The 19413-nt window shown below is 62.7% G+C and carries 14 protein-coding genes; 11 read left to right on the top strand and 3 right to left on the bottom strand.

The features are described 5' to 3' along the window. Positions 1-44 precede the first annotated feature (44 nt). Positions 45-314 carry a hypothetical protein gene (locus ACZ500_RS14360; RefSeq protein ID WP_464228029.1) on the bottom strand — a complete coding sequence of 90 codons (270 nt, stop codon included), beginning with the start codon at positions 312-314 and terminating at the stop codon, positions 45-47. A gap of 38 nt (positions 315-352) precedes the next feature. On the opposite strand from ACZ500_RS14360, the gene ACZ500_RS14355 reads away from it, so the two are divergent. Then, positions 353-1909, top strand: coding sequence for a class I adenylate-forming enzyme family protein (locus ACZ500_RS14355; RefSeq protein WP_464228028.1), 1557 nt, complete (start codon positions 353-355; stop codon positions 1907-1909). A 228-nt stretch (positions 1910-2137) separates the two neighbouring features. Continuing rightward, complete coding sequence (locus tag ACZ500_RS14350) at positions 2138-4201, top strand: molybdopterin-containing oxidoreductase family protein (RefSeq protein ID WP_464228027.1); 2064 nt, start codon at positions 2138-2140, stop codon at positions 4199-4201. A gap of 171 nt (positions 4202-4372) precedes the next feature. On the opposite strand, the gene ACZ500_RS14345 is transcribed toward ACZ500_RS14350, so the two are convergent. Continuing rightward, the gene (locus ACZ500_RS14345; RefSeq protein ID WP_464228025.1) at positions 4373-5032 is read right to left on the bottom strand and encodes a hypothetical protein; all 660 of its coding nucleotides are present in this window, start codon (positions 5030-5032) and stop codon (positions 4373-4375) included. A 94-nt stretch (positions 5033-5126) separates the two neighbouring features. Beyond that, entirely contained in the window at positions 5127-6005 is an 879-nt protein-coding gene (locus ACZ500_RS14340) for a LysR family transcriptional regulator (RefSeq protein ID WP_464228024.1), read from the bottom strand. Positions 6006-6153: 148 nt separating this feature from the next. On the opposite strand from ACZ500_RS14340, the gene ACZ500_RS14335 reads away from it, so the two are divergent. From ACZ500_RS14335 to ACZ500_RS14295, 9 genes are all read left to right on the top strand, one after another. Further along, positions 6154-8106 (top strand): heterodisulfide reductase-related iron-sulfur binding cluster, encoded by a 1953-nt coding sequence (locus ACZ500_RS14335; protein ID WP_464228023.1) that lies wholly within the window; start codon positions 6154-6156, stop codon positions 8104-8106. Between the two features lie 35 nt (positions 8107-8141). Continuing rightward, entirely contained in the window at positions 8142-9131 is a 990-nt protein-coding gene (locus ACZ500_RS14330) for an electron transfer flavoprotein subunit alpha/FixB family protein (RefSeq protein ID WP_464228022.1), read from the top strand. Beyond that, on the top strand, positions 9128-9922 hold the full coding sequence (locus tag ACZ500_RS14325; RefSeq protein WP_464228021.1) for an electron transfer flavoprotein subunit beta/FixA family protein: 795 nt from the start codon (positions 9128-9130) through the stop codon (positions 9920-9922). Before ACZ500_RS14330 ends, ACZ500_RS14325 begins: the two co-directional genes overlap by 4 nt. 68 nt (positions 9923-9990) lie before the next feature. Continuing rightward, the gene (locus tag ACZ500_RS14320) at positions 9991-11634 is read left to right on the top strand and encodes a phytoene desaturase family protein (RefSeq protein WP_464228020.1); all 1644 of its coding nucleotides are present in this window, start codon (positions 9991-9993) and stop codon (positions 11632-11634) included. 208 nt (positions 11635-11842) lie between these two features. After that, positions 11843-12607, top strand: a complete 765-nt coding sequence (locus ACZ500_RS14315; RefSeq protein ID WP_464233057.1) for an SDR family NAD(P)-dependent oxidoreductase — start codon at positions 11843-11845, stop codon at positions 12605-12607. Positions 12608-12816: 209 nt separating this feature from the next. Further along, positions 12817-13965, top strand: a complete 1149-nt coding sequence (locus ACZ500_RS14310; protein ID WP_464228018.1) for a (Fe-S)-binding protein — start codon at positions 12817-12819, stop codon at positions 13963-13965. Positions 13966-14009: 44 nt separating this feature from the next. Then, a complete protein-coding gene (locus ACZ500_RS14305) occupies positions 14010-17114 on the top strand; it encodes an FAD-dependent oxidoreductase (RefSeq protein ID WP_464228017.1) in 3105 nt (1034 codons plus the stop codon). Positions 17115-17141: 27 nt separating this feature from the next. After that, positions 17142-18971 (top strand): aldehyde ferredoxin oxidoreductase family protein, encoded by a 1830-nt coding sequence (locus ACZ500_RS14300; RefSeq protein ID WP_464228016.1) that lies wholly within the window; start codon positions 17142-17144, stop codon positions 18969-18971. Beyond that, positions 18955-19323 carry a 4Fe-4S dicluster domain-containing protein gene (locus tag ACZ500_RS14295; protein ID WP_051184628.1) on the top strand — a complete coding sequence of 123 codons (369 nt, stop codon included), beginning with the start codon at positions 18955-18957 and terminating at the stop codon, positions 19321-19323. The genes ACZ500_RS14300 and ACZ500_RS14295 overlap by 17 nt, the downstream gene beginning before the upstream one ends. The last annotated feature ends 90 nt before the right edge of the window (positions 19324-19413 follow it).

Genomic DNA, 19413 nt, shown 5'->3' with positions numbered 1-19413 from the left:
CCGGCTTTTCCACCCCTTGGTATTCCCTCTTCCGTAACGAAATCTTACACCTGTCTGTTCACCCGGATTCCCTTCGAAGGGTATTCTTCCGGATAATCTATGCAATTACAGAGTGTTGAATCATCATTCGAGGGCTGGCATAGCCTTTGCTCTCTCTTTATCGTCAATCGGATGCTCACGGATGGGTGAGCACGTCCGGGTCCGCCGTCGGTTCGGGTTGGGGGCGGTGCAAGACATCGGCCAGGCGCGGCGACCACTAGGTCGCCGCACAAGCAAACGTGCAGATTGACGCGGAGATTGGTCAAAAAGACCATTTCCGGATGGAAACTAACTTGACGAGGGGGAGACAGTCATGCACACGGTAGGGACACTCAGGATGGTGGTGGCACGGAATCTCGAATACAACCCTGACAAAACGGCTTTGATCCTCGGGGACCGGCGCTACTCCTTCCGGCAGTTTGCGGACAGGACCCGCCGGATGGGAAACGCGCTGCTCGGCATGGGGCTCAAGAAGGGGGATCGGGTGGCGATTTTGAGCAAGAACAGCATCGAAAACGCCGAGAGTTATTTCAGTATCCCGAATGCCGGTCTTGTCCTCGTGATGCTCAATTTCAGGCTCGCACCCCAGGAGATCCTCACTATCCTGATGGATTCCGGCGCTTCGGTCCTCATGGTCAACGAAGAATATCTGGGTCAAGTCGAAGCGATCGAACGGGATCTCGATTTTGTGAAGCACTATGTCTTCATCGGTCCGGTGGAAAAGACCCCGCCGGGCTGGTTCCATTACGAGTCCCTGATCGAGGCGTCTTCGTCCGAGGAGCCTCAGACCGAGGTCTCCGAGGACGACCTGGCGGCCCTGATGTATACGAGCGGCACCACAGGGGCCCCGAAGGGCTGCATGGCGACCCATCGGAATTACTACCATGCCGGCCGCAGTCTGACGCTCGAACTCAAGATGCATGCCGATGACGTGAACATCATTCCATCGCCCCTCTTTCACGCCACCGGCGAGGTCGTTCTGATGAACGGGATGTACAGCGGCACCCCGTCGATCATCATGCCCCAGTGGGATGCGGAAATGTTCATGCGGCTCGTCGAGCGGTACAAGGTGACGAGCGGAATGCTGGCCACCCCGATGCTCCTCTTCCTGGTCGAACACCCCGATGCGGAGAAGTATGATCTGTCGAGCATCCGGAAGATGTTCTTTGCCGGGGCGCCGGTCACGCCGGTGGTCTTCGAGCGGGCGATCGAGCGCTTCGGGAACGTGTTTCTGCACCTGTTCGGCACGACGGAGACCGTGGGGCAGGCGACCATCCTGCGCACGGAGGAGATCGCGCAGGCCTTGAGGGAGGGCAATACCGAGATCCTCTCGTCGTGCGGCCGTTCCTTCGCGGACATGCAGAGCGTTGTGGTCGACGAGGACGACCGGCCGGTGCCCCCCGGCGCGGTGGGCGAGATCAAGGTACGGGGGCTTGGAACGACCCTCGGGTATTGGAACAAGCCGGCGGAGACGCGGAAGGATTTCCGGAACGGCTGGTATTATCCTCTGGATCTGTGCCGGGTGGACGAAAGGGGCTTCATCTATGTGGTGGACCGGAAGAAGGACATGATCATCACCGGCGGCGAGAACGTCTACCCGGCGGAGGTGGAAAACGTCCTCTACAAGCACCCGACGGTAGCGCAGGCGGCGATTGTGGGGATGCCGGACGAGCGGTGGGGACAGGTCGTCACCGCGATCGTGGTCCGTAAGGACGGTACGGAGGTCTGTGAGGAGGACATCCGTTCTTTCTGCCGGAAAGAGATCGCGGGCTACAAGGTGCCGAAGCGGGTCCTGTTCGTCGATTCCCTTCCGATCAGCGCCAGCGGCAAGATCCTGAAGTACAAGCTGCGCGAGGAACTGATGCAGTAGCGACTGGGGAATTCCCCATCCCCTCCTCGATTTTTCGCTTGACCTTTCGGCCGGCGCAGGGTTGAAATCAGGCAAACAGCACGATCCGGGCAGTTCCCGCTTTGCGGGATGTGGATGTTCCCGGTTTCGTGAGGCGCCTGTGACCGTTTCACTCGCGCCTTCCAGTGCACCGGGCCTGAATCGGCGAATCTTCTTGCGGCCCGAACCCTGCGGCCGGTCGGAGGGAAAATGCAGGAGAAACGGGAGGTCCCCACCCTTTGCAGGATGTGCGACCATGGCTGCGGCATCCTGGTGAGCGTCGAGAACGGAAAGCCGGTCCATATCCGAGGCAACCCGGACCATCCGTTCAACAGAGGCTGGATGTGCATCAAGGGGAAATCGGCCCTCGATCTGTTCTATGCGGCGAACCGGCTGAAAACGCCCCTGATCCGCAAAGGCGGGCGACTTCTTCGGGCGTCGTGGGATGAGGCGCTGGGCTATGCCGCGCAGCGGCTGCAGCAACTGAAGGAACGATGGGGTCCCCAGGCCCTCGCCGTTTACTATGGCGAGGGGGTCGGCCACCAGGAGATCCGCTACTATATGAAGCGGTTCGCCAACGTCTATGGCACGCCGAATTTCATGAGCGTCGGGGCTATCTGCAACGCGGCCCGCACCCTCGGGGAGACGCTGACCCTCGGCGGCATGACCAAGCCGGACATCGCCAACGCCCGGTTGGTGATCCTCTGGGGGGCCAATCCGCTGGTATCCCACGAACCGGTCCCCCCGAAGATCATCCGGCAGTTGGAGAAGTCGGGTGCCCGTCTGGTGGTCGTCGATCCCCGCAGGACCGAGACGGGGGCCAGGGCCGATATCCACCTGGCGATCCGCCCGGGAATGGATGCGGTCCTGATCGCCGGCCTGCTGCACGTGATCCTGCGTGAGGGATTGTGGGATCGGGCTTTTGCCAGGGATTGGATGGTGGGGTTCGAGAGGCTGAAGAGGGAGCTTTCGGACCCGCGGTATTCACCGGAAGCGGGGGCGGCCCTGAGCGGCATCGCGCCCGAGGCGGTGGCGGCGCTGGCGCGCGAATACGCCGGGGCGAAGCCCGCCTGCATCTTCACCGGGAACGGCCTCGAGCACCATCCTTCGGGGGTCGCTACGACGCGGCTCCTGGCGGTCCTGAAGGCCCTGACAGGGAATCTCGACGTTCCGGGCGGGGAGCTTTTCACCCCGAGGCCGCCGATCAAAGACATCACCGCGCCTTTGCCTCCGCCGCCGGCCCCGCCGATCGGCGCCGAGCGGTTTCCGATCTTCTGCCGGGCCCGCGGAGAGGGCCACGCCCTTTCTCTTTCCAGGGCCATCCTGGAGGAACAGCCCTACCCCATCAAAGGATTGACCCTGACCGGAGGCAACCCGACCCTCGAGTGGCCCGACAGCCGCCGCACCCGGGAGGCCTTCGAAAAACTCGAATTCATGATGGTGGTCGATGTGGTGCAGTCCCCCGACACCCGCTTTGCGGACGTGGTGCTTCCCGCCTGCACGTTTCTCGAACGCGACGAACACCGGAGCAACGTCTACCTGAGTCTGCCGTATGTGACCCTGAGGCGGGCCGTGGTGGACCCCCTTTACGGCCTGCCCGATCAGATGATCTGGGTGAGGCTGGCCCACGCCATGGGCTATCAGGAATACTTTCCGTGGAAAAGCTGTCAAGAGGGTATCGACGAACTGTTGAGTCCGATGGGAACGAGCTATGCCGATCTCGTGGCCGAGGGCGGCATCCATGCCTATGACCGGAGGATCTACCGAAGGTATGAACGGGAGGGGTTCGGTACGCCTTCCGGCAAGGTGGAGATCTACCCGGAGCGCCTGAAGGGCGCGGGATTCAATCCCTCTCCCGTTCCCCCCATGGCGGAGGACGAAATCCCTGTAGGCGAAACGGATGAAAGCGACCCCTTTCCCCTGATGCTCACGACAGGGGGTAATCTCCTCCCTTACACCCACTGGCAGTTCCGCTATATCCCCAGACTCCGGAAATCGGCGCCTGAGCCGTTCCTCGAGATTCACCCCGATACCGCCGTTTCCCTGGGGATCCAGGACGGCGAGCAGGTGGAGGTGAGCACGGAGACCGGCCGCATCGAGGTTGCGGCAAGGCTTACCGAAGCCATCCGCCCGGGGGTCGTGCATCTGCCCCAGGGGTGGCAGTCGAGCAACGCCAATCGGCTGACGTCCACCGAAGGCGCCGATCCCGTCTCCGGCTTCCCGAACCTCAAATCCGTCAGGTGCCGGGTCGGAAAACCCCTGCCGACCTCCTGAAGCTTGGGATAAGGAGGATTTCCGTCTCCTCCCGGACCTTTCGCGTTTTCGGGTTCCCCTGGCTGAGGCCTGACGTTTCCGCGCCGTCCGCTCGCTCCTCGAGGGGCATCTGCCTGCGGGGAACCGCCGTCCTTCGAAAAGGACGGCGACCCGTTCAAACCGAAAGAACCCTCAAAATCCTTTCATCATTTCCGCAATCAGGTAGGGGACTTCCACCCGGCCCGTAGGCGCCAGAATCCGGCTGCTGAAGTTGACGGCGTACTGTTTTTTGAGGGTCCGGGACAACTTGCGGTAGGCGGCGGAATCGATGGCCTTGGCGATATCCGCGAGGCTCCGGGCCGTGCACTCGGCCAGAATCCGGGGCCCTGTGCCGATGGCGAGCCTCCAGCCGTGGGTGACGGGCACTCCCATTTCCTTCATCATGGGGATGGCCTCATCCCGGACGAAGTGGTTGTGCGCCTCTTCCTGCCCCGGGACGATGTCGTAGTACTGATTGAACTTCCACGCACCCGTCTGGATGTTGAAGGTCTGATCGCGGAACATGCCCGTGGGGATCCAGACCCGGTTCCCGTAGTTGTAGACGTAATGCAGCAATTGGTTGGCCATGATCCGGTATTCCCGCGAGGAAAAGGCGGCAAGAAGGCCGGTGTCGTTCTGTACGGCGGCCGCCGCGACGATCCGGGGCCCTGCGCCGACGGCCACGTAAAACCCGCCGAGCATCTGAATCCCGAGCTTTTCGAGCCCGGGGTTGAAGGTTTTCGAGATGAATTTCGAATATTCATCGTATTCGCCAGGGTTTACATCCCAGTATTGGCTGAACAGAATCGTCATGGGTGGGGTTCTCCTTGCATGAGTTTATGGGGTCCGGGAAGGCCGAAAACCGGCGGTCCCGTGGATGCCGCACAGGCATCTTATAGGATTTCCATCATTCGAACAAGCTGAGAAAGGCCTTGGTGGGCGGATTGAGGTCGATTCCTTTGGCGAAGATCATGTCGGTCTGGATCTGGATCGGCCCCTCGGCGAGATTGATGGGCTTCAGGAGGCCCAACTGGGTCTCCAGGCGGATATCCGGCCGGTAAAGGATGCTGACCCCCCGCCCTTGAATGACATACTGCTTGATGAACTCGACGCTTTCCGCCTCCAGGAGCACCGACGGCTTGATGCCGTAGGAATCGAGCAGGGAAAGGATCGCGTAGCGCGAGCCCGAGCCGTCCTCGCGGATGATGATCGGTTCTTTGATCAGATCGGTCATGTGGACGGTCTGCATGGTCGCGAACCGGTGTGTGGTGGGCACCACCAGACAGAACTCCTCTTTGGAATAAGACACCACGCTCAGATTGCTCCGGAACGGGATCCGCGCAATGATCCCCACGTTGAATTCGTGCGCGATGACGCCGTCCGCTATGCTGGTGGAACTGGCTTCCTTCAGGTACACCTTGACGCCCGGATGCCGCTCCTGAAAACGGGACAGGATCTTCGGCATGAGGTGCCTCGCGAAACTTCGGGTCGTGCCGATGACGAGGGAACCCTGAGAGAGTTCGGCGTGGCCCTTGAGGACATACTCCATCTCCTCCACGATCTCGAAGATCCGCTCGGCATAGCCGAAGAGGACCCGGCCGGTATCGGTCAGTTCAAGGGCCTTCCCATAGCGCGTGAAGAGCTTCAGGTCCAGGTCTTCCTCGAGGGCCTTGATCTGCATGGTCACCGCCGGCTGGCTCACGTAAAGGACTTCGGCCGCCTTGGTGATGCTCTTCTCTCGGCTCGCCAGAAAAAAGGCCCTGAGCTGATTCAGGTTGATGCGCATGGCTCCTCCCATAAAAAGATCTTTTGAATTATAAGAAAATCTTATGACATCATAAAAACAATTGCTTTGACAAGTCAATAAGAAAACAAGGACTATCTAACCAAACGGGCGCTTTTGTGCGGCAACCCATCAGAGAGGAGAGGGCTTCATGACACCGCAGCGGATGATGTTCTGGCAGATCGACCATGTCTGGGTGTTTTATCTGTTGGCGGCCCTGGCTACGGCCCTTTTTCTGGCAGGGATGGCCGCTCACGTGGTCGTCTGGAAGAAAAACGCGGGGTCGTTGAAGGTCCCCTTCTCCAAGGATGCGCTCGAGCGGACGGTCCTGGACAGCTTTCTGGGGCGGCGCATCCTGCATGGGGAACTCGCCGCGGGTTTGATGCACCTGCTGATCTTCTGGGGCTTCCTCTCACTCTTCATCGGCACGTCGGTTCTGGCCGTGCACCACTACCTCCACTCCTTTCTGACCGGAACCCCCTATCTGATCTTTTCCGTGGCCATGGAGATCGCGGGCCTCATGCTGGTGGCCGGGATCCTCTGGGCGCTCGTTCGCCGGTATATCCAGCGCGTCCCAAGGCTCGAGCGGAGAATCGAGGATGCTGCCGTCCCGTTGTGGTTTCTGCTGGTGGGGCTTTCCGGGTTCCTGCTCGAGGGGCTTCGCCTCTCTTATGAGCAGCCGGCGTGGGGCGGATGGTCGTTTGCGGGCGGTTGGGCAGGGGCGCTTTTTTCAGCCCCCACTGCCGAAGCCGCCTACCCGGCGGTCTGGTGGGGGCATACGCTCTTGAGCCTCTCCCTCATTGCCGTGATTCCTTTCACCAAGCTCTTTCACGTCCTGGGGGCGCCGGCGGCCGTCTATTTCGATGGGATCGAGGAACCGGCCGTCCTGGATATCGAGGGCGCCGGCGAGTTCAATCTCGGGGATACGGTCTTCTTCGATGCCTGTATGCGCTGCGGCCGGTGCGTTGCGGTCTGCCCGTCGGCGGGCGCCAAAGAGCCCTTCGCCCCGCGCGACTTCATCCAGGCCATGCGGCGTTCGCTGTGGCAGGCGCACTCCCCCTTCGGGGATGTCCGGTTCCTGAGCCGGGGGGAAAAGAGCGATGTCGACAAGAATTTCTGGTACTGCACCACCTGCCGGGCTTGCCTGGAGGTCTGTCCGATCTACGGGGCGTCCTTCGAGGCGGTGACCCGAAAGCGGGTCCTTGCCGTGGAGGAGGGGACCCAGGTGCCGAAGCTCCTGAACGCGACCCTCGAGAAACTCGGAAAGTATGACAACCCGTGGGAGTCCTCGAAGGGCCAGCGCGATGCCTGGGCGAAGGACCTGAACCCGCCCGATCTGACCAAAAGGGGCGTGGAGGCGGATCTGTGCTATTTCGTCGGTTGCACCACCTCCTTTGACGACACGGCCCGGGGGATCGCCCGTTCGTTGACCAAGATCCTTCAGACGACCGATGTTTCCTTCGGCATCCTGGGCAAGAAGGAGCCCTGCTGCGGGGATATCGCCAGGCGGGTGGGTGAACTGGGTCTGTTCCAGGAACAGCAGGAAAAATGCCTCGAACTCTTTGACCGCTACGGCATCACCGAGGTCGTCACCTCGTCGCCCCACTGCTTCCACACCTTCCGGAGCGAGTACCCCGACGCCCCGTTCAGGGCGCGGCACTACACCATGCTGTTGCGGGAAATGCTTGCGCAGGGGCGGCTCCGTTTCCGGGAGCAGGAGAAAACGACGGTCACCTATCATGACCCCTGCTACCTCGGCCGATACAACCGCATCTTCGATGAGCCGCGCGAGGTGATCCGCGCGATCCCCGGGCTCAGCCTGGTGGAGATGGCCCATCACCGGGAAGACAGTTTGTGCTGCGGCGGCGGCGGTGGACGGATGTGGCAGGACCTGACCGGCGAGGTCAAGATGAGCGAGATTCGAATCCGGGAAGCCGAGGCCACAGGGGCCAGTATCCTGGTGACCGCGTGTCCGCTGTGCCGGATCATGCTGGAAGACGCCCGCAAGGCGGCGGGATTGAACGAGACCCTTCGGGTCATGGACCTGAACGAACTCGTTTTGCAGGCATTGGAAGGTGTCGATGCCGAAACTCCCAACGCCTGATATAAGCCGAACCTTTTTGCAAGAGGAGGAACCACATGGGTGATGTTCTGATTTTGGGAGAAGTGAAACAGGGGTCGCTCGATACCCGGACCCTGGAGTTGGTGTCGGTCGGCAAGCGGCTGGCCGGTGAACGGGGCGGCGATGCCTGCGTCCTCATCTTGGGGGATGCGCCTCAGGGCGCCGCCGCTGAGGCGGCCTCGTACGGACCGGCCAAGGTGTACAGCGTGGGGCACCCCCTGCTGAAAGGCTTCCAGCCGGAGTTCTGGCTCGCAGCCCTGGAGCAGGTCTGCAAACAGATCAAGCCGGGGGTCTTCCTGATGAGCCATTCCTACAGAGGGATGGAGCTGGGGCCGCGACTTTCCTGCCGTCTGGGCGCGCGGCTGACGACGGATTGCATCGATCTGGCGATCGACCCGCAGGATGGGCTGCTGCTGCGGACCAAGCCGGTCTCGGGGGGAAACGCCATATCGGTTTTCAAGTGCCCCGGCGAGCCGCAGATGGCGACGGTACGCGGAAAGGTGTTCGAACCGGCCGCAGCGGGCGAGGCCAAAGGCGAGATCGTCGAGATCGGCGTGGAGCTCGACGCCTCCATGGCCAAGGTCATCTCCCTCGAGGTGGTCAAGGAGGAGATCGTTGCGCTCGACAAGGCGGACGTGGTCGTGGCCGGCGGGGCGGGCCTCGGGGAAGAGGACGGATTCGAGGCCCTGGAGGATCTGCGCAAGGCGCTGAGCAAGTCTTTCGGCAACGTGATGATCGGGTGCAGCCGCGTGGCGGTGGACAAGGGGTGGATCTCCTCGGACCATCAGGTGGGTCTGACCGGGACGATGATCTCCCCGGACATCTACGTGGCGGTGGGGATCTCGGGGGCGATCCAGCACCTGGTCGGCATGGTGCACTCGAAGAAGATCATCGCGATCAACACGGATACCGGCTGCAACATGTTCAAGGTGGCCGACTACGGCGTGGTCGAAGACTACGGGAAGATCATCCCCGCCCTGGTCCAGAAATTGGAGGAGCTGTCATGAAAGAGATGCGAATCATCGTCTGCGCGAAGCAGATCCCCGACCCCGAAGCGCCCCTGTCGGATGTCCGCGTGGATGCCGAGAACAAGGAAGTGGTGGTCGATGCCCCTCAGGTGATCAGCCCCTTTGACGAGAACGCGCTCGAGGCGGCCCTGCGGATCAGCGAGGACCTGGGCGGAAAGATCACCGTCCTGAGCCTCGGCAAGAAGGTGTCGGACACGGTGCTCCGGAAGGCCCTGGCGGCCGGTGCCGATGAGTTGATCCTGCTCCAGGACGACGCCTTCGACAAGCTCGACAGTCATTCCGTCGCACTGGCCTTGGCCGATGCGATCCGCAAGATCGGGGACTACGGCCTGATCCTGACGGGTCGGCAGGCCGGGGACTGGGACTCCGGACAGGTGGGCCTGCTGCTGGGGGAGATCCTCGGGCTTCCATGCATCAGCATGGCCCGCGAGATCGGCATCGAGGACGGGAGCGTGGTGGTCAAGAAGAGCAATCCCGAAGGGTACGAACGGGTGAAGGCCGCCATGCCGGCGCTCGTCACCGTGAGCAACGAGGTGGGCGAACTCCGGTACATCTCGAGGACCCGTATGTTGAAGATGCTCAAGGGCGCTGGATCCATCCCGTCCTGGGGCGCTCAGGACCTGGGGACGGCCCCGGATGCCCTGAAGAAGATGTGCATTGTCGAGCTGTCTTCTCCACCGGATATGCGAAGAGACTGCCAGTTTCTGGAGGGGGCGACCCCGGATGAAGTGGCGGGTAAGCTGGCGGCTGTCTTCAAGTCTCTCCAATAAGGTTTTCAAAACCGGGTGATAGCGGAAATGGTTTCAATCATTATCAATAGGAACGGGAGGTAGTTGAAATGGCGGATAAATCTTACGATGCGGTGATTATTGGCGGTGGACATCACGGGACGACCATTGCCCCCTATCTGGCCAAGGCCGGTCTGAAGGTGGGCGTTTTCGAGCGGCTGGATCACCTCGGCGGCGGCGCGGTGTCTTTCGACGATTCCCCCGCGCCCGGGTTCCGCGGGAACTTCTGCGCGCATTTCACGCGTTACTACGGCCATCCGGCTTACAAGGAATTCAACCTTCGGGCGGAGGGTCTGGAGTATGTCTTTCCGGACACCAACGAGGCCATCATCTTCGATGACGGGACATCCTATGTCAGCTACGCCGCGTTCCCGGTCGTGAACCCGGAAACCGGCGAGACGAAGTTCAGCGAAGAAAATTTCAAGAAGACCTATGAGCAGATCAAGCGGTTTTCCAAGGCCGACGCGGAGGCCTACCTGGATGTCACGGCGAAGTACCGGGATTACGTCCGTCCGGCGTTTCATCGGCAGCGCTATTCCGTGCCGACCCCCTGGGGAGTGCCGGACCCGGTAGAGGAGCTGATGTCCAACCCGAAAAGCGGGGTCGACCCCTCCATGCAGTTCATGACGGCCAAAGAGGTCGCCCACTACTTCTTCGAGAGCCCTGAGCTGCGGATCCTGACCCTGCGGGGCTTCCTGACCTCCTGCGGCATCTATCCGGACGATGTGCCGGGTCTGGCCTTCCTGTACGCCACGCTGCACCTCGTGCTCGGCTGGGAGACGGCGGCCATCGCCAAGGGCGGCACCCAGTCCATCACCGATGCGCTGGTTTCGGCCGGCAAGAAGATGGGGGTCGAGTACCACCTCAACTCCGAGGTGGCCAAGGTCCTCATCCAGGATGGCAAGGCCAAGGGGATCAAGCTCCTGGACGGGACGGAGATCGAAGCCAAGCAGATGGTGGTTTCGGACAATGCCAGCCCGCAACTCTTCCTGCGCCTCATCGGCGAGGACAAACTCAACACCTATCAGAAGCGCAAGGTCGACACCTACTTCTTCGACCGCGCCCAGCTGTTCTGGGGACCCGTGGGGGTGCACGAACTGCCGCAGTACAAGGCTGCGAAGGACAACCCGGATGTGAACATCACGCCGCGGACCTACTGGGCCCCGAAGGACCTCGGGTTCATGGAAGACAAGTACATGCACGAGATCTTTCTCCTGGGCATGCCGTCCAAGATCTTCTGCCTGACGGCGCCGGACAGCATCTGGGACCCGACGCGCGCGCCGGAGGGAAAGCACAGCATCCACGTGGAGGAATTCACCGCCCCCGCCCGCCTCTTCTCGCGGAAGGAATGGCGTCAGCTCCACGACGAGTTCATGGATGCGATGATCGAACAATGGCAGAAGTACGCCCCCAACATGACCAAGGACAACTTCATCGGGGAGCGTGTGGCCACGCCGATCGACATCCAGGACACGCACCTCGATATGCGTGAGGGCGGCTGGTGCGAAGGCAACCAGGGCGGCAGCCAGAGCGGTCGCTTCAGGGGCCTGCCGGGCGGTTACAAGACGTTCGTGAAGAACCTGTATATGTGCTCTTCGGGCGTTCCCGGGGGTGCAGGCATCGGGCGCGGCTCGAGCTACGCGTGCTACACCGTGATCGCGGATGAGCACGGGCTCCGCAAGCCGACTTACTGATCGGGTCGGTCTCCCCCCTCCGGCCTGTGTGTGGCCCGGCACGAAGGAAGGGTTTCCTCTTCTTCGTGCCGGGGACCGATTCGATGCCGGCCGGGTCTTCGATTCTGGGATGGGGATAGAGAAGCTTGCGTTTTTCAACCTGTTCGGCGGCAAGGCGGACGGCCTTTCCTGCCGGCATGCAACGGATTCAGCAATGAGGAGCGTGGCCATGCGTTTGAAGGACAGGGTGGCTGTGGTGACCGGCGGGGCCCGGGGGTTGGGAAGGGCGTTTGCGCTGCGGCTGGCGCAGGAAGGCGCGCGGATCATGGTCATGAATATTGTGCTGAGAGACAAGGACCGCGAGGACATGCAGGAGACCGTCCGGTTGATCGAGGCGCTGGGCGGCGAGGCGCGGTCCTTTGCGGGGGACGTGACGAGCGAGGCGGACACAAAGGCCATGGCGGAAGCGGCGGTGGCCGCATTCGGCCGCATCGACATCCTGATCAACAACGCCGCGATCTACGACGGACTGGTGCGCAAGCCCTTCGACGAGATCGACCTCGGGGAGTGGGACCGTGTGATGGGGGTCAACGTCAAGGGGGCTTTTCTGGCCGTCCGGGCGGTTTTCCCCGTCATGAAGGCGCAACAATCCGGGAAGATCGTCAATCTCTGCTCCGAAACGGCCTTTACGGGGTCCCACGGGTTTGTCCACTACGTCTCCTCGAAGGGTGGTATACTGGCGTTGACCCGCGCTCTGGCCATCGAGCTCGGGCCCCACAATATCTGCATCAACGCCGTCGCCCCCGGATTCACGGATACGGAGGCCAGCCGTTCCCTGGCGGACGTGACCCGCTACGACACCAGCAAGACGCCACTCAAACGATTGGGCACGCCCGAAGACATCACCGGGGCCGCCCTCTTCCTGGCCTCCGCGGAGAGCGATTTCATCACCGGCCAGACGCTGGTGGTGGACGGGGGCCGCTATATGCACTGATCCCGCACCGCTGGCCCTCGAGGCCGCGGGTGCCTTGCGCGCACAAACCGAAACGCGTTACCGAAGCCACTTTTCCGCCTGTCTCTTGAAACCGGAAGCCGTCTGCGGATGACTGTTGCAGGCGTAGGGGGCGTTTCCTCCCTGGAGTGTTCCGGCTGCACAATACCACTACGACAAAAACACGTTTACGTTCTCGACAGGAGTCCGGGATGGAGATCGTCGAACCTCTGGAAGAAGCCATCGACCTGATTCAGGAGGCCGGGGGCGAAGCCTTCAAGCTGTGCTTTCAATGCGGTTTGTGCTCGGCGAGCTGTCCCTGGAACCTGGTGCGGACCTTCATGCCGCACCGGATGATCTGCGAGTCACGTTATGGGCTGGTGGACCTCGAGGACGAGGCGTGGTGGCGGTGCACGACCTGCAACCTGTGTGTGAGCCGCTGCCCGCGCGGCGTGGCGATCACCGACGTCCTCGGTGCGGTGCGGAAGATCCTGCTCGATTTCGAATACCGCATGGCGCCGGCCAGCCTGCGCAGTGCGATGGGGGGCCTCGGCGGCGAGGGAAACCCCTGGGGCGGCAAGCGGGAGGAACGATCCAAGTGGGCGGAGGGCACCGGGGTCGAGATCTTCAACACCGAACACGAGGCCCTGTACGCGCCATGCTGCGCGCCGGCCTATGATACGCGGCTCTGGGGTGTGGCCCGGGCGACGAGCCGGATCCTGCAGCAGGCCGGGGTGTCGTTCGGCATCCTCGGGAACCGGGAGAGTTGCTGCGGGGAGAGCGTGCGCAAGGCCGGGAACCGCGAACTCTTCGAGACCCTTGCGGAAAAGAATATCGCGCTTTTTCGGGAAAGCGGGGTCAGGACGATCATCGCGACATCGCCCCATTGCTATACGACCTTCAAGCAGGATTATCCAAAGCTCGGCGGCGAGGTGGAGGTCCTGCACGTGACCGAGGTCCTCGCGCGGCTGATCGCAGAGGGGCGGATTGCCTTCGGAGGGGGGCTGCGAAAAAAGGCCGTTTACCACGACCCCTGCTACCTCGGACGGCACAACGGGATCTACGATGCGCCGCGGGCGGTCCTCGCGGCCATCCCCGGACTCGAGTGGACGGACGAGCTGAACAGCCGCGAGAACAGCCTCTGCTGCGGGGGCGGCGGCGGCCGGATCTGGATGGAGACCCCGAAAGGGGAGCGGTTCTCCGATATCCTGGTTGCCCAGGCGATCGAACAGGGAGCGGATATCCTGGTTACGGCCTGCCCTTATTGCATCCTCAACTTCAAGGACAGCGTCGTGACAGCGGGGTTGGAAGATCGGCTCGAAGTCATGGATATCTCCGAGATGGTCGTCAGGGCCCTTTGAATTGCGGGGAAAGGACGCCTCAACATGCCAGTGGGGATGAACGAATGTCAGGATATGATCAGGGTCCCATAACGCCGGAATGTGCCCGTGAGACGGTCGGCGCCGTCATGGTGGTCGGTGCCGGGGTGAGCGGCATACAGGCGGCCCTGGATTCTGCCAATGCGGGGTTCAAGGTCTACTTGGTGGAAAAGGGCCCCTCCATCGGGGGCAGGATGTCGCAGCTCGACAAAACCTTCCCGACCAACGACTGCTCGATGTGCATCCTGTCGCCCAAATTCCTGGAATGCGCTACCAATCCGAACATCTCCATCCTGACCGAAACCGAAGTGGAGGCGGTCGAGGGGGAATCGGGGGATTTCAGGGTGCATCTGCTGGCGGCCCCCCGGTTTGTGGATCTCGAGAAGTGCACCGGGTGCGGGGTCTGCGCCGAGTACTGCCCTGTCAACATCCGCGATGACTACAACGCCGGGCTTTCGACGGTCAAGTGCATCCACCTGCCTTTCCCCCAGGCCGTGCCGGCGGCGAGCGTGGTGGACCCGGCCCACTGTCTGTTTCTGAACCGCAGGGAGTGCCAGATCTGCGTCCCCACCTGCCGGAACCGGGCGATCGATTTTCATCAGCAGGCGCAGCGCCACACCATCCGCGTCGGCGGGATCATCCTTGCCCCGGGCTACGAACCCTTCGACCCGTCGAGACAGAGCCTCTACGGCTACGACCGCTTCAGGAACGTCTTTACCGGCCTCGAATACGAGCGGCTCCTGAGCGCCAGCGGGCCGAACGCGGGCGTCCTCAGGCGACCGTCGGACGGCACCTCGCCGGCTCGGATCGCCTGGATCCAGTGCGTTGGCTCGCGGGACGTCTCGATCGGGAACGGCTACTGCTCATCGGTCTGTTGCATGTATGCCATGAAGCAGGTGATCCTCTCGAAGGAGCACATCCCCGGGCTCGAGGCGGTCGTCTTCCACAACGACGTGCGGGCATTCGGCAAAGGCTTCGAGCGCTATTACGAGCGGGCCAAAGGGCTCGAAGGCGTCCGGTTCGAGTGGGCGAAGCCCGTGGTCGCGGGCGAGGACCCCGAAACGCACGCCGTGACCCTGCGGTATCGGGTGGGCGGCGAGGCGGTGCGCGAGGAGACCTTCGATATGGTGGTTCTCTCCGTCGGGCTCAGCTCACCGGTCGGCAACCGGGCCTTGGCCGGAAAAATGGGCATCCCGCTCACCGAGGAGGGCTTCTGCCGACCATCCGGCTCCCTGCGTCCAATGGAGACCGGGCGCCCCGGGATCTACGCCTGCGGCGTCTTCTGCGGGCCGATGGACATCCCGGATTCGGTCACTATGGCGAGCGGTGCGGCGGCCCTGGCGACCCGGGACCTGAATCGTGTCCGGGGGACGCTCGTCGAAGAGAAGAGCTATCCGCCGGAGCGGGACACGCTGGGAGAGCCGCCAAGGGTCGGGGTCTTCGTCTGCCACTGCGGCACCAACATCATCAAGGGGGTGGATGTCCCGAAGGTGGTGGACTACGCCAAAGGGCTCGACGGGGTCGTGCATGCCCAGGAGGAGACCTTCAGCTGTTCCATCGATTCGATCAAGCGGATGGTCGAGGTGATCCAGAAGAAGGCCCTGAACCGCGTGGTAGTGGCGGCTTGCACACCCCGGACCCATGAGCCGGTTTTTCAGGACGCCCTCAAACAGGCCGGATTGAACCCCTTCCTCTTCGAAATGGCCAATATCCGGGAGCACTGCGCCTGGGTCCACATGGGGGAGAAGGGGCCTGCGACGCAGAAGGCGCGGGACCTGGTCCGGATGGCCGTCATGAAGGCGAGGCTCCTCGCGCCCCTGACGCAGCCGACCTATCCCGTTCTACGCTCCGCCCTGGTGATCGGGGGCGGGATCGCGGGGATGTCCGCGGCGCTCTCGCTCGCCAACCAGGGGGTCAAGGTCCACCTGCTCGAGAAGGGGCCGGTGCTCGGAGGCATGGCGGGAAGGCTCCGCCGCACGGTGGAGGGCGAAGACGTCCAGGCGACCCTGAAGACGCTGACCGAGCGGATATACCGCCACCTTTTGATCCAGGTCCACACGGAGGCCGAGATCCGGAATTTTTCTGGATACGTCGGGAATTTTCGGACGACCATCGAGACCGGGACGCGGCGGGCGCCGGTGGATATCCCGCACGGTGCGACGGTGGTGGCGACCGGCGGCGGTGAGTTCCGCCCCGATGAATACCTCTACGGTCAGAACGATCGTGTCCTGACCCACCTCGCGCTGGAGGGGGAGATCGCGGACGAAAGCGCGCGGATCAAGGACTGCCGGTCTCTGGTGATGATCCAGTGTGTGGGCTCCCGCGATGCGGAGCGCCCCTATTGCAGCCGCGTTTGCTGCGGTCAGGCCGTGAAAAACGCCCTCGGCCTGAAGGCCGTGAACCCTGCCATGAGGATCACCGTCCTATACCGGGATATGCGGACCTACGGTTTGATGGAAAACGCCTACCGCGAGGCGGCGGAAAAGGGCGTGATGTTCATCCGCTACGATGAGACGGACAAGCCCGAGGTGAAAGCGGGAGAGGGCGGCGGGCCGCTGGAGGTCCTGGTGACCGAGCCGACTCTGGGGCGCAGGCTCAGGCTCCAGGCGGATCTCGTCTCGCTTGCCGCCGCGATCATTCCTGCAGCGGACAACCACCGCCTTTCCCAGCAGCTCAAGGTGCCCCTGAACCCGGACGGGTTTTTCATGGAGGCCCACATGAAGCTCAGGCCGGTGGATTTTCCGACGGACGGGATCTTCATGTGCGGACTCGCCCACGGGCCCAAGCGGCTTGGAGAGAGCATCGCCCAGGGGCATGCCGCGGCCGCGCGGGTCATGACCCTCCTCTCGCGGGAGGAGATGCGCGGCGAGGGCGCCGTCTGCCGGGTGGATGCGTCGAAGTGCACGGGCTGCCGCGTCTGTGAAACCGTCTGCCCGTTCCATGCGGTGGCGGTCGAGGAAGACAGCGGGGTTGCCGCGGTGAACCCGGCCCTCTGCAAGGGATGCGGCCTTTGCGCGGCCTCGTGTCGGAGCGGGGCCCTGCAGGTCATGGGAAACAATGAAGAGCAGGTCTTCTCGCAGCTCGAAGCGTTTTTGGAAACACCCGTCGGACAGCGCCGGGTTGCAGCCTGAGGCCGTGGGCCTTTGAAAGGAGCCTCGATGTTTGGATGGAAAGGCAGGATTCTGCGGATCGATCTCACGACGGGGAACCGCTCGATCGAAGACCTCTCCCCTGAGTTGTGCCGGGAGTTTGTCGGGGGGCGCGGGGCGGGCTTGAAGATCCTGATGGATGAGATGGACCCCCGCATCGACCCCCTGGGGCCGGAGAACAAACTCGTCTTCGCCACAGGGCCCCTGACCGGCACCGGCGTCCCGGCGGGCGGGCGGTTCGTGGTGGTCAGCAAATCGCCCCTCAGCGGATTTATCGCCAACCCCTGCTGCGGCGGGTATTTCGGCCCGAACCTCAAATATGCCGGGTACGATTTCCTGATCCTCGAAGGGAAGGCGCCCTCACCGGTCTACCTCTATATCCGGGACGAACAGGTGGAACTCCGGCCGGCGGAGCATTTGTGGGGCCTGTGGTCGACCGCCACGGAGCACGCCCTGCGCCAGGAGTTGAGAGCGGAGCTAGACGACTGGCAGTTGAACGACCTGAGCATCGTCTGCATCGGGCCCGCCGGGGAGAATTTGGTGCGGTTTGCCTGCATCATGGCCGACGGGGGCCGCGCGGCCGGACGCTCGGGTCTGGGGGCCGTCATGGGCTCCAAGAACCTGAAGGCGATCGTGGCGGGCGGCACCGGCTCGGTCGAGCTGGCGGACGTCGAGGGGTACCGGCAGGCGGTCATGGATTTCCTGGAGGAGGGCCGGGAAAACCGCGTCCTCTATGCCCGGCGGATGTACGGCACCTGGTCGCTGCCGGGCCGCGCCAACAAGAGCGGTACCCAGGCGACCCGGAACTTCCAGGAGGGCTACTCGAAGGCCTTCGAGTGGTACGAGGACCCGAACCACGTGAGGGATCATATCCGGGTGCGGGATGAGGCCTGTTTCGGCTGCCCTTTCGCCTGCAGCAAGCGCAGCCGCATCGACGACCCGGCCTACCCGGGCACGACCAAAGGGCCGGAGCACGAGAGCATGGCGCTGCTGGGGTCCAACTGTGGCTTCGGGGACCTCGATGACATCTGTCGGGCCAATTACATCTGCAACGAACTCGGCATGGACACGATCACCGCCGGGGCCACGATCTCGTGCGCGATGGAGATGTACGAATCGGGGTTTCTGCCGGAGGAGGACCTCGGATTTGCGATGGGCTTCGGGAATACGGAGGCGATGTTCGCGCTGCTCCATCAGACCGCGGTCCGCGAGGCATTCGGGGCGGTCCTTGCCGAGGGCGGGAAGTTCCTCGCCGAGCGCTACGGCCACCCGGAACTCTTCATGGGGGTCAAGGGGATGGGAATGCCCGCCTGGCACCCGCAGGGGGTCGAGATCATCGGGCTTCAGTATGCGACCAACAACGTCGGAGGCAGCCACACAAAGGCCACGCTCCCCTTCTACGACGGGCGCCGGGACCCGGCGGAGCATCTGAAGTGGGCGAAATACGACCAGGACTATATCGCCCTGGTGGACTCGGCCATTCTCTGCTGGATCATCTACCACGGGCCCTTGTGGGGGGGAAAGCTTCAGGTGTGGTTGAAGACGGTGACCGGCATCGACTATTCGAACGAGGCCCTGGCGTTGATGGGAGAACGGATCTGGAACCTGGAGCGGCTCTTCAACCTCAAAGCGGGGCTGACCCGAAAGGACGACGCGCTGCCGAGGAGGATGACGGACGAGCCGCGGGTGAAGGGCCAGGTGGTGCATATGGACCGGATGCTGCCGGAGTATTACGCCCTTCGGGGGTGGGATGAAAACGGGGTCCCCACGCCCGAAAAATTGAGGGAATTGGGGCTTTCCGAGGAAGGCGGGGGGAGAGACGATGCGAATCAAGATTGATTATGCCAAATGTACCGGCTGTAAGCTTTGCCAGGTGGCCTGTTCCCTCCAGCATACGGGTTCGGTCAATCCTCAGCGCTCCCGGATCCGGGTGTTTCTGGGGGAGGATGTCTGCCTGCCGGTGATTGCGGGCCCGTATACGGAGGCGGCGTGCAACTCGCGGGGCAAGGTGGTGATCAACGGTCTGGAGGTGGACGGGTGCGTGGTTTGCCGGGCCTCGTGTCCGGTCAAGTCCGCCTTCCGTGAGCCGGATACGGGCATCCCGCTCAAATGCGATTTCTGCGGGGACCCGCCGGATCCGCAGTGTGTGAAATGGTGCGATCCGGGCGCATTGACCCTTGTCGATGCGTAGACGAAGACACAGCGGGAAAGGAGGTGTTCGGGACAAAGACTTTGGTAATCCCTTGCTTTCGATCTGAGAACGGGATGTCCCACCCCGTTT

Source organism: Desulfatiglans parachlorophenolica, from assembly GCF_055394735.1.
This window is presented reverse-complemented; position numbering and strand designations above follow the sequence as displayed.

What these genes read in the sequence shown, in the direction of transcription:
- ACZ500_RS14360 (WP_464228029.1), bottom strand. Translation starts at nt 314, where the DNA reads ATGGTCTTTTTGACCAATCTCCGCGTCAATCTGCACGTTTGCTTGTGC.
- ACZ500_RS14355 (WP_464228028.1), top strand. Translation starts at nt 353, where the DNA reads ATGCACACGGTAGGGACACTCAGGATGGTGGTGGCACGGAATCTCGAA.
- ACZ500_RS14350 (WP_464228027.1), top strand. Translation starts at nt 2,138, where the DNA reads ATGCAGGAGAAACGGGAGGTCCCCACCCTTTGCAGGATGTGCGACCAT.
- ACZ500_RS14345 (WP_464228025.1), bottom strand. Translation starts at nt 5,032, where the DNA reads ATGACGATTCTGTTCAGCCAATACTGGGATGTAAACCCTGGCGAATAC.
- ACZ500_RS14340 (WP_464228024.1), bottom strand. Translation starts at nt 6,005, where the DNA reads ATGCGCATCAACCTGAATCAGCTCAGGGCCTTTTTTCTGGCGAGCCGA.
- ACZ500_RS14335 (WP_464228023.1), top strand. Translation starts at nt 6,154, where the DNA reads ATGACACCGCAGCGGATGATGTTCTGGCAGATCGACCATGTCTGGGTG.
- ACZ500_RS14330 (WP_464228022.1), top strand. Translation starts at nt 8,142, where the DNA reads ATGGGTGATGTTCTGATTTTGGGAGAAGTGAAACAGGGGTCGCTCGAT.
- ACZ500_RS14325 (WP_464228021.1), top strand. Translation starts at nt 9,128, where the DNA reads ATGAAAGAGATGCGAATCATCGTCTGCGCGAAGCAGATCCCCGACCCC.
- ACZ500_RS14320 (WP_464228020.1), top strand. Translation starts at nt 9,991, where the DNA reads ATGGCGGATAAATCTTACGATGCGGTGATTATTGGCGGTGGACATCAC.
- ACZ500_RS14315 (WP_464233057.1), top strand. Translation starts at nt 11,843, where the DNA reads ATGCGTTTGAAGGACAGGGTGGCTGTGGTGACCGGCGGGGCCCGGGGG.
- ACZ500_RS14310 (WP_464228018.1), top strand. Translation starts at nt 12,817, where the DNA reads ATGGAGATCGTCGAACCTCTGGAAGAAGCCATCGACCTGATTCAGGAG.
- ACZ500_RS14305 (WP_464228017.1), top strand. Translation starts at nt 14,010, where the DNA reads ATGTCAGGATATGATCAGGGTCCCATAACGCCGGAATGTGCCCGTGAG.
- ACZ500_RS14300 (WP_464228016.1), top strand. Translation starts at nt 17,142, where the DNA reads ATGTTTGGATGGAAAGGCAGGATTCTGCGGATCGATCTCACGACGGGG.
- ACZ500_RS14295 (WP_051184628.1), top strand. Translation starts at nt 18,955, where the DNA reads ATGCGAATCAAGATTGATTATGCCAAATGTACCGGCTGTAAGCTTTGC.